Source organism: Vibrio sp. V01_P9A10T6 (assembly GCF_963877065.1).
GTDB classification, from domain to species: Bacteria; Pseudomonadota; Gammaproteobacteria; order Enterobacterales; family Vibrionaceae; genus Vibrio; species Vibrio anguillarum.
Window position 1 is genome coordinate 1 of sequence record NZ_CAWNTB010000025.1, and the last position, 9,287, is coordinate 9,287.

Annotated in this window: 10 protein-coding genes; 5 read left to right on the forward strand and 5 right to left on the reverse strand. The window is 45.6% G+C overall.

What is annotated here, in order from left to right:
• Nucleotides 1-305: 305 nt before the first annotated feature.
• Nucleotides 306-1,250, reverse strand: coding sequence for a flagellar motor protein MotB (locus AACQ21_RS01655; RefSeq protein WP_017044193.1), 945 nt, complete (start codon nt 1,248-1,250; stop codon nt 306-308).
• Between the two features lie 11 nt (nt 1,251-1,261).
• The gene (pomA, locus tag AACQ21_RS01660; RefSeq protein WP_013857399.1) at nt 1,262-2,026 is read right to left on the reverse strand and encodes a flagellar motor protein PomA; all 765 of its coding nucleotides are present in this window, start codon (nt 2,024-2,026) and stop codon (nt 1,262-1,264) included.
• A 353-nt stretch (nt 2,027-2,379) separates the two neighbouring features.
• Here pomA and xseB point away from each other — a divergent pair, with 353 nt between their 5' ends.
• The 3 genes from xseB to dxs all read left to right on the forward strand — a co-directional run bounded on the left by xseB (nt 2,380) and on the right by dxs (nt 5,558).
• A complete protein-coding gene (gene xseB, locus AACQ21_RS01665) occupies nt 2,380-2,622 on the forward strand; it encodes an exodeoxyribonuclease VII small subunit (protein WP_010319093.1) in 243 nt (80 codons plus the stop codon).
• A gap of 148 nt (nt 2,623-2,770) precedes the next feature.
• Nucleotides 2,771-3,655, forward strand: coding sequence for a (2E,6E)-farnesyl diphosphate synthase (gene ispA / locus AACQ21_RS01670; protein WP_013857402.1), 885 nt, complete (start codon nt 2,771-2,773; stop codon nt 3,653-3,655).
• Nucleotides 3,656-3,674: 19 nt separating this feature from the next.
• The gene (dxs, locus tag AACQ21_RS01675; protein ID WP_105977573.1) at nt 3,675-5,558 is read left to right on the forward strand and encodes a 1-deoxy-D-xylulose-5-phosphate synthase; all 1,884 of its coding nucleotides are present in this window, start codon (nt 3,675-3,677) and stop codon (nt 5,556-5,558) included.
• 109 nt (nt 5,559-5,667) lie between these two features.
• Here dxs and truC read toward each other — a convergent pair whose 3' ends face one another.
• On the reverse strand, nt 5,668-6,390 hold the full coding sequence (truC, locus tag AACQ21_RS01680) for a tRNA pseudouridine(65) synthase TruC (protein WP_017045581.1): 723 nt from the start codon (nt 6,388-6,390) through the stop codon (nt 5,668-5,670).
• Nucleotides 6,384-6,704, reverse strand: coding sequence for a YqcC family protein (locus AACQ21_RS01685; protein ID WP_094125081.1), 321 nt, complete (start codon nt 6,702-6,704; stop codon nt 6,384-6,386). Before AACQ21_RS01685 ends, truC begins: the two co-directional genes overlap by 7 nt.
• A gap of 122 nt (nt 6,705-6,826) precedes the next feature.
• Between AACQ21_RS01685 and AACQ21_RS01690 the strand changes: the two genes are divergently transcribed.
• Nucleotides 6,827-7,870 (forward strand): DUF3549 family protein, encoded by a 1,044-nt coding sequence (locus AACQ21_RS01690; protein WP_105977574.1) that lies wholly within the window; start codon nt 6,827-6,829, stop codon nt 7,868-7,870.
• Between the two features lie 11 nt (nt 7,871-7,881).
• A complete protein-coding gene (locus AACQ21_RS01695) occupies nt 7,882-8,181 on the forward strand; it encodes a DUF3301 domain-containing protein (protein WP_017045584.1) in 300 nt (99 codons plus the stop codon).
• Here AACQ21_RS01695 and AACQ21_RS01700 read toward each other — a convergent pair.
• The gene (locus tag AACQ21_RS01700; RefSeq protein WP_013857407.1) at nt 8,141-8,653 is read right to left on the reverse strand and encodes a GNAT family N-acetyltransferase; all 513 of its coding nucleotides are present in this window, start codon (nt 8,651-8,653) and stop codon (nt 8,141-8,143) included. The genes AACQ21_RS01695 and AACQ21_RS01700 overlap by 41 nt on opposite strands.
• Nucleotides 8,654-9,287 lie beyond the last annotated feature (634 nt).

Here is a 9,287-nt window from a genome sequence, read left to right on the forward strand (position 1 = left end):
TCGCGACGGTTAAATACCGCGACTGACTCTGTTCTTCGTTTAATGATATTACGAATATTGGACTCTAAAATTTTTGTGAAGCGCTTGCGTACTGAGTCACTTTTAACAAAAATTTCCGGATGGGGCTTAACAATAAATTTCATAGTTCTATTCGCAATCTGATTGGGCAACGTGGTGAATCAATGGGTCGCATTCTACTTGCTACTGATACACCGCTAAGGGCGCAGGATTATACACGAGGTGATAACCATAAAAAAGACGAGCCTTAGCGCTCGTCTATGTGTTTTTACATAATCCAACGTAACTTACTGAACGGATGGAACTTCATCACTGTACAGCGGTTCACCTTGCATGATACTGATTTCTACTCGGCGGTTGCGTGAACGTTCACTTTCCGTATCGTTAGAGCCGACTGGGTCGGTATCGGCCATACCACGCACCCTGAGTCGTTGATGAGAAAACCCACGAACCTTTTCCATCTCTTGCGCCACAGAAACCGCTCGTTGAGCCGAAAGATCCCAATTTGAGCGATACAATTCAGAATCGACACTTTGATTGTCGGTATGGCCAGAAATACGCACAATGCCCGGCACATCTTTAACCAGATCGGCAATTTGACGAACCAATGGACGAAACTTAGGTTGTAGAAATGCAGAGCCTTCGGGAAACGCACCTTTTTCACGAATACGGATCACCAATTGCTGACCTAAGTTTTCAACTTCAATAGCGCCTTGTTCGATTTCTCTTGCTAACGCTTTTTTGATGTCCTGTTCAACAATTTCCATCTCTTGCGACATAGATTCTGCTTGCTGTTGTTGCATTTCCGATTGAGTATTTTGATTATTCTGCGTTGAAGTTTCAGGGGATTGCCCCCCCGTCAATTGACCTTCTTCACGCTGAACACCACCCGCTCGATCTGAATCCCCTTCTTGAAACTCAAGTGTCTGCTGCGTGATATCAATGGTTTGTTGCATGATGACATCAATCGGTGTCGGTTCGGGGCGGCCTGGGCGAAACTCTTGTGCAATGATGCTTGTCCCTTTAGGAATGTCTTTCACTTCCAAACGATTTTGCACACCAAAAGCAAACTTCATCGAGCCTGCTATCTGTTTAAACTTCAGAACGTCCATCTCGGAAAAAGAGAGCAGCAGTACGAAGAAACACATCAACAGCGACATTAAATCGGCAAAGGTTCCCATCCACAACGGCAAGCCGGGAGGTGGGCATTTACAGCCTTCTTCATCATCCATTACAGGCTCCGTTATTCACTATCAACATCTAAAACACGCTTGCCTTCATTGAGGTAGTTTTTCAGATAACTATCAATGACCCGTGGGTTTTGTCCATCCTGAATAGCCAGAACGCCATCCATGATTAAACGACGGTTAAGCTTTTCTTGGTCTCGGCGCAAAGCAAGTTTGTCTGCAATCGGGAAAAAAATCATGTTCGAGAGAACAGCGCCGTACAAGGTAGTTAATAAGGCAACGGCCATGGCAGGGCCAATTGATTTAGGGTCATCCATGTTAGACAACATGGCAACCAAGCCCACCAAAGTACCGATCATGCCCATCGCTGGCGCTACGTCACCAAAAGCACGAAATACGCCAGTTCCCTGTGAATGACGCTCATCAGTCAATACAATGTCTTTTTGCAACGCAGAACGCACCACGTCAGCATCATGGCCATCCACCAGCAAATCAATCCCCTTTTGCATGAAGCTATTGGTAATTTCCATCTCTTCTAATGCAAGAAAACCACCTTTCCGCGCCGCATCAGCCATTTCTACAATTTTCGCGATCAAATCTTCAGGTTCATCGGATTTGAACATAAATGCCTTACCTGCCACCTTGGCTGCACCGAAGAATTGTCCCATCGTGAACTTCATCAATACAACAAACATTGACCCACCCACTACGATCAAGATGGATGTGACGTCGAAGAACATCATTAGGCTTCCGCCTAAAATCATCGCCATGATAACGAAAGCGAGGCCTCCGATCAGGCCTATCAGCGTTGCTAAATCCACAAAGCACTCCTCATGCTGCTTACCCGCGATAATGAGTTTAAACTCGTTATCGGCAATAGATTCAAATCTTTAAGTAAATTATTGGATCATACCGAAATTCTCTCTATTCAGTTTATACCTAAACTGAGCAAAGATGCACTGTTGCCAGCACACTGATATGGCCAAGATTCTGAGTCACCGTCACTATTTCAGTAAATATCGGTCTGGTTGCTAAGTATCGTATTATTATTTTTATTATTTGTGATAGTGACAGTTCCAAAAGAGGGACTTTTCAGACAAAAATCGTTGGTTAAATTTGACCATCACTACGCCCTAAGGTAACTTTCGTGCATATTTACCAAGATAAAAAGATTATGGCGAGCAAGAAACCTGAAAATATGTCCTTCGAAGCGACAATCGAAGAACTTGATAGCTTAGTGGAACAGCTAGAAAATGGCGATTTAGCCTTAGATGATGCGCTAAAAAAATTCGAGCGCGGAATATCCCTTGCTCGTGCTGGACAAAGTAAGTTAAGTGAAGCGGAGCAGCGAGTCAGTATTTTGCTCAGTGCGAGCGATGACGCGCCACTCTCTGACTTTACTGAACTACCTGAGTAATAGGCACGTATTACTGATACATACTTATTACTGACTCATATTTATCGATCTCATCGCTCGCTATGTGACTTGAACCTGTCAATTAAGTCACAGGGAAACGGTCGATCGTAACCTAGTAGATACCACAACTTAGTAGAAAGAGTGCCCTATGATTGAGGCTCTGAGCTCCTATCAGCAAAGAAATATTGACCAATTAAACCTTTGGTTAGGCCGTTTACCGCACCAAAAACAACCGTTGATTGACGCGATGCGCTACGGTTTGTTACTTGGCGGCAAAAGAGCTCGACCTTATTTAGTGTATATCACAGGGCAAATGCTTGGTTGTACGCCAGATGAACTCGATACCCCAGCCTGCGCAATAGAATGTATTCATGCTTATTCATTGATCCACGATGACCTTCCCGCGATGGACGACGATGAATTGCGTCGTGGTAAAGCCACTTGTCACATCGAATTTGACGAAGCCATCGCGATTTTAGCGGGCGATGCCCTGCAAACACTGGCCTTTACTATTTTGGCAGAAGGTCAACTCGCCGAACATGCGCAAGTCAACCGCATTAAGATGGTCCAAATGTTGGCTCAAGCTTCCGGTGCTCAAGGTATGTGTATAGGGCAAGCGTTGGATCTGCAAGCAGAAAATCGTCTGGTCTCAGTGCAGGAATTAGAAGAGATCCATCGCAATAAAACGGGAGCCTTGATGCGTTGTGCAATCCGTTTAGGTGCGCTTGCGGCTGGTGAAAAAGGGCTTGCGGTACTACCACAATTGGATCGCTATGCCGATGCCGTTGGTCTCGCATTCCAAGTTCAAGATGATATTTTGGATATCGTTAGCGATACCGAGACATTAGGTAAACCTCAAGGCTCGGATCAACAACTCAATAAAAGTACCTACCCAGCGCTGCTAGGGTTACAAGGTGCTATTGATAAAGCACAAAGTCTGTTACAGGAAGCTCTTCAAGCCTTGGAAGCAATACCCTACAATACAGAATCACTCGAAGAGTTCGCCCGATACGTCGTCGAGCGCAAGAACTAAACTATAAGCGCGCAAAATTATGACTCTTGATATTTCAAAATACCCAACACTGGCTTTAGCAAATACACCCGATGAACTGCGCAGTCTGCCGAAAGAGGTTCTGCCAACGTTGTGTGATGAATTAAGAAACTACCTTCTTAATTCCGTCAGTCAGTCGAGTGGCCACCTTGCGTCAGGCTTAGGCACGGTTGAATTAACGGTTGCCCTACACTACGTCTATAACACCCCTTTCGATCAGCTGATTTGGGATGTAGGCCACCAAGCTTATCCGCACAAAATATTAACTGGTCGCCGCGAGAAAATGTCGACCATTCGTCAAAAAGACGGTCTTCACCCTTTTCCTTGGCGTGAAGAAAGTGAATATGACACGCTCTCTGTCGGCCACTCGTCCACCTCAATCAGTGCCGCCTTAGGGATGGCGATCAGTGCAGGTAAAGAAGGGAAAAATCGCAAAGTAGTGGGCGTAATTGGTGATGGTGCTATCACCGCAGGCATGGCCTTTGAAGCAATGAACCATGCTGGCGACGTTCATCCGGATATGTTAGTCGTGCTCAACGACAACGAAATGTCGATCTCTGAAAACGTGGGCGCACTGAATAACCATTTAGCGCAACTGCTTTCCGGTAGCCTTTATACCTCGATCCGTGAAGGGGGCAAAAAAGTGCTCTCTGGCATACCGCCTATTAAAGAGCTGGTACGCCGCACAGAAGAGCACTTGAAAGGCATGGTCGTACCCGGCACCTTGTTTGAAGAGCTTGGATTTAACTATATCGGCCCAGTCGATGGCCATGATGTGATTGAACTTATCAAGACATTACGCAACATGCGCGAGCTCAAAGGCCCGCAGTTTTTGCACATCATGACCAAAAAAGGCAAAGGCTATGAGCCCGCAGAAAAAGATCCGATTGGTTACCATGGCGTTCCTAAATTTGACCCGAGCCACACTAGCCTACCAAAAAGCAGCAATGCTAAACCTACTTTTTCTAAAATCTTTGGCGATTTTTTATGCGACATGGCCGCGCAAGATCCAAAATTAATGGCGATTACACCCGCGATGCGCGAAGGCTCTGGCATGGTTCGCTTTTCAAAAGAGTTCCCACAACAATATTTTGATGTGGCGATTGCTGAGCAACATGCCGTCACCCTTGCGACAGGTATGGCGATTGCGGGAGATCATCCGATAGTGGCGATCTACTCAACCTTTTTACAACGGGGTTATGATCAGCTGATCCATGATGTTGCCATCATGAATTTACCAGTTATGTTTGCCATTGACCGCGCAGGGTTAGTCGGAGCTGATGGCCAAACTCACCAAGGTGCGTTTGATTTAAGCTTCATGCGCTGCATTCCCAACATGGTGATCATGGCACCCGCCGATGAAAATGAGTGCCGACAAATGCTCTATACCGGCCATAAACACACAGGGCCAAGCGCAGTGCGTTATCCTCGTGGCAATGGCATGGGAGTCGAAATCCAAACCCAATTTAGTGCGTTAGAGATTGGTAAAGGACGCATTATGCGCCAATGTGACACGGCTATCGCGAATGAAAAAATCGCGATCCTCAACTTTGGCACTTTCCTACCAAACGCGCTTGAAGCAGCCGATAAGCTAAATGTAACAGTAGCTGACATGCGATTTGTTAAGCCCCTTGATGAAACACTCATTCGCCAACTGGCTGCGCAACATGATGTGCTAGTGACCTTGGAAGAGAATGCGATTGCAGGTGGTGCGGGTGCCGGCGTCATTGAATTGATGATGAAAGAGAAAATCCTAAAACCAGTACTCAATTTAGGTTTGCCTGATCAATTCATCGCTCAAGGTACACAAGAAGAGCTGCATGCAGAATTAGGTTTAGATGCCAAAGGCATCGAGCGTTCCATTCAAGAGTATCTAGCGAAGTAGCTCGTTTTTTGTTCACTGTCGGCTTTTATGAACTGAATGTCTTGATGAACTACACCACTTTCAGTTACATCCCAATACTCAAAACCCTCGCATCGCGAGGGTTTTGTTTTTATATCGGCTGGCTCCACTCAAACTGAGTAAACAGCCGTTGCCATACCTCATCAAAACCAGCTTTAAGCACTAATGCTTGGCCAGTAAACGGATGAGTAAAACGTAATTCAGAGGCATGGAGCATCAGACGCTGCGCGTCATAATGATCGCGAAATAGGCGGTTGTGCTTGCCATCACCATGAGTGGTATCACCAATAATCGGATGACTCAAATGGTGCATATGACGACGCAACTGATGTTTACGGCCCGTTTGCGGTTTCATTTCCACCAAACAGTAGCGGCTGGTTGGGAAACGCCCGGTTGAATACGGCACTTCTACTGTCGCTAATGGTTGATAAGCGGTGATCGCTTCTTGGGCTTCTTTATCTTGTTTGGCAAACTTATCGGCAATTTTATCTAGCTCGATTTTGAGTGGGTAATCAAGCACATCCCCTTGTTCAATCCAACCACGCACAATCGCATGGTACGTTTTTTCCATTTGATGGTTGGCAAACATCGGCATCATTTGCGCCGCCACTTCACTGGAGAGCGCAAACACGAGCACGCCAGAAGTTGGCCTATCTAATCGATGTAGGGGAAACACATGCTGGCCAATTTGATCGCGCAGCGTTTGCATCACAAATTGCGTTTCGTGTTTATCTAGCCATGAGCGATGCACCAGCATTCCTGCGGGTTTATTCACGGCGACCAAATCATCGTCCTGATACAGAATCTCTAACATGCTTGGCTTACCTCATCAATCAAACGTAGCAGCGCAATCACCTCAGCCAATTCCGCTTGATGTTGCCATGCCTCTTCAAAATAGGGAGTGAGCGAAAACCCTTGAGGAAGCTCTGTTTGCTGCTCAATTGCCAATAACATTTTGGGGATGAAAATCCACTGCAGCCACTGCTCCGGAGTGAGGGTATCGATGGAGAAAGGCTCTGTGCTCATCAATGCGCTTTCGCTTGGCGGCTGAGATTGCCAGCACTGAGTATTGCGTAGCTGAGTTTCTAATTGCTTCAACAGGTGGGTAAGTTCTGTGCTTACTGTCATTATTCACCAAGTTAATTTGCTAAGTGACCTTGAAAATGGGCTATAGAGTACCATTTATTGTTCAAAGAGAGTTATTGATCAAAAATAGTTATTCAAGAACACAAGTTAAGGCCACTTTATCCATGGATACCATTCATACGCTTAGCCAATTGCTCACCAATAGTGGTAGCCAATATCGGATTTTTGATTTAGGAAGACGCATCTGCCCGATTGAAAATACACACTTTTCTCAAGTAGAAAAAGGTCAACAACCGTATCCCTATCCATTGCAGCGTCATGCTCATCTTGCCATCGCGTATTGGAACCAAGCCCAACAACCTTGGATCTGGTTTCTTAAATTCTCTTTGGATGAACGCGGCCTACTCAAACAAGCTGAGATAGGTAACTTCATCAAGTTTGTACTTGAAGCGATGGGGTCACGTTTGCATCAAGACCTCAGCGATGAGCAGCAGCAAAAGCTTGCCAATAACCCTTATACCTTTAAACCGAGCGACGACAAAATGGCAGTATTCCACAGCCAAATACGCGCCCAGTTGAACCTACCATCAAGCCAATATTATGAGCATGCGCAACACTATTTTAGTGGGGATTTAGGCTGGGAAAACTGGCAGACGGTCGGCTTACAAGGCATTACTGATATTTGTGCTCGTTTAAGCAAAGAACAAAATAGCGTGTTACTAAGGAAAGCATTAAACCACCTCCCCGCTCAGCCTTTGTATGCCCTGCTGGGGGCGCTCGAACATAGTGCACCGTTGAATGATAAGTTGGCGCTGCGTTTGCAAGAGATGGCAATGTGGCACATCGAAAGCCACGAACCTGATCTGTTCTTACTCTCTGCCTTAATACGAGCCTTATCAGGTGCGAATAATGCACTCACCGCGACCTTGGTTGAACGTATTCTGCAAAGCCCACGCTTGAGCCATCAAGAGATATTAATTGCCATTGCAGGGCGCTCGTGGCATGTATTGTCTAACCCATCACTTGCCGAAACGTTTTTATTACGCTTGGCGCAAACAGGCAATCAAGCCCTCTTTAACCAGCTCTTTGCGGATTTAGTGATGCTGCCAGAACTGCGAATGGTACTGCTGCCACTGCTGCATTCTAGCCCTTCGTTCGAATTATCCGATGCCTTAATTCGCTTACAGCAAGCGACCAAAACTCAATAACTGGAATGTTTATGCTAGGCGATCTATTGGCTATTTTATTACTCAGCTTGGGCTGCTTTCTTTTCTGGCAACAGCGTCGCCAAGCCGAATTAGCAAAGGCGGCGATCAGTCGAAAATGCGAACAACTCGACTTACAGCTGATCAGCGTGGCTTTTGGACGCCACAAATTCAAAACGCCAGAAGGACTCTGGCGTTGGCATACCGTTTATTGGTTTGAGTTTTCTGCACTAGGTGACGACTGCTACCAAGGTGAATTACAAATGATAGGCTTTAGGCCATCTGCTTTTCATTTGCCGCCTCATCGTATGTAAACTCAAATTCCCAATAAGGGCCAAAAACATCTTCTTTCTCACCCAACAGCTCAAAGCCGAGTTTTTTGAGTACCGCAATAGAGGCATGGTGGCCAATATTAGCAGTGGCTGTAATTTTTTGTCGTTGCAATTGGTAGGCCGCTTTAGGTAAAAAAGCCTTCAATGCCTCAGTTGCAATGCCTTTGCCCCAATACAATTTATCAAACAGAAAACCGAGTTCTGCTCGCTCTTCGTCAAGTTCAATGAACAAATGCCCCATGTATTCGCGGTTATAATTATCTAACACCGCCATTGCGTACAAATGAGGATCATGAAGCACTCGTTGAAAAAGCTGTTTTGCTGAAGCGACCGTTTTAGGGCCATTCATCTGTGCCCGATTTTTGGCGCAACAATTGAGCATCAAAAAATCAGACTCTAACGAATCGGTGTAAGGGAGAAGAAGTGTTCTTCTTGTTACGGTTGTCACGTACAATCCTTGTTAGCCGCAAAATAATACCGAAAGACTCAACTAGGCTCAGGGAAATACGCCTTAGCCCAGATAAAATCTGGTACTCTATTTTTGCAAAGAAGCCGAAAATTAAACCAACCGAACGATGAGATAATTGATCTAGATTGTTTTTTTGTTGTTATTATTTTGCTGCACTTATCATATGAACTTTTTTTGAAGCAACAACACGCTAAAGCCAGAATGCAAGTAATAAGAAAAGCCTCAACACGCATGTGTCGAGGCTTAAAGTCTTACTCGCAGCAGTCCAGCTACTAAATTGTGTGCTCCATGCATCATCCATAATAGTGGCCAATTCTTCGGCTCATCCTGCATCGCCATCCTAGCGGTGTCCAAACTTTCCATGGTACTAACACTCCGGTCAATACTCATCACTTGTTCCTTGAGCGGTGTCCATAACATCATCCTGATGTTGTCCTGCCTTATCCACAAGGTGTCCATCGCCAATCCATGCAGCTCGCATCCTGCCAACTGTTGTATCCTTACGCTGTCCTAGCATCCTGCGTGGTTATTCTTCGTGAACAACCTTGTCTTCTTCCTGAAGAGACCAAACCTTGGTGCTTTGTAATTCCTTGTCAGAATCCTTCCAACAGGGTTCAAT

Excerpts from the sequence above, each read along its gene's own strand:
- AACQ21_RS01685 (WP_094125081.1), bottom strand. The coding sequence starts at position 6,704 with ATGACAGTAAGCACAGAACTTACCCACCTGTTGAAGCAATTAGAAACT.
- xseB (WP_010319093.1), top strand. The coding sequence starts at position 2,380 with ATGGCGAGCAAGAAACCTGAAAATATGTCCTTCGAAGCGACAATCGAA.
- ispA (WP_013857402.1), top strand. The coding sequence starts at position 2,771 with ATGATTGAGGCTCTGAGCTCCTATCAGCAAAGAAATATTGACCAATTA.
- truC (WP_017045581.1), bottom strand. The coding sequence starts at position 6,390 with ATGTTAGAGATTCTGTATCAGGACGATGATTTGGTCGCCGTGAATAAA.
- AACQ21_RS01655 (WP_017044193.1), bottom strand. The coding sequence starts at position 1,250 with ATGGATGATGAAGAAGGCTGTAAATGCCCACCTCCCGGCTTGCCGTTG.
- AACQ21_RS01695 (WP_017045584.1), top strand. The coding sequence starts at position 7,882 with ATGCTAGGCGATCTATTGGCTATTTTATTACTCAGCTTGGGCTGCTTT.
- dxs (WP_105977573.1), top strand. The coding sequence starts at position 3,675 with ATGACTCTTGATATTTCAAAATACCCAACACTGGCTTTAGCAAATACA.
- AACQ21_RS01690 (WP_105977574.1), top strand. The coding sequence starts at position 6,827 with ATGGATACCATTCATACGCTTAGCCAATTGCTCACCAATAGTGGTAGC.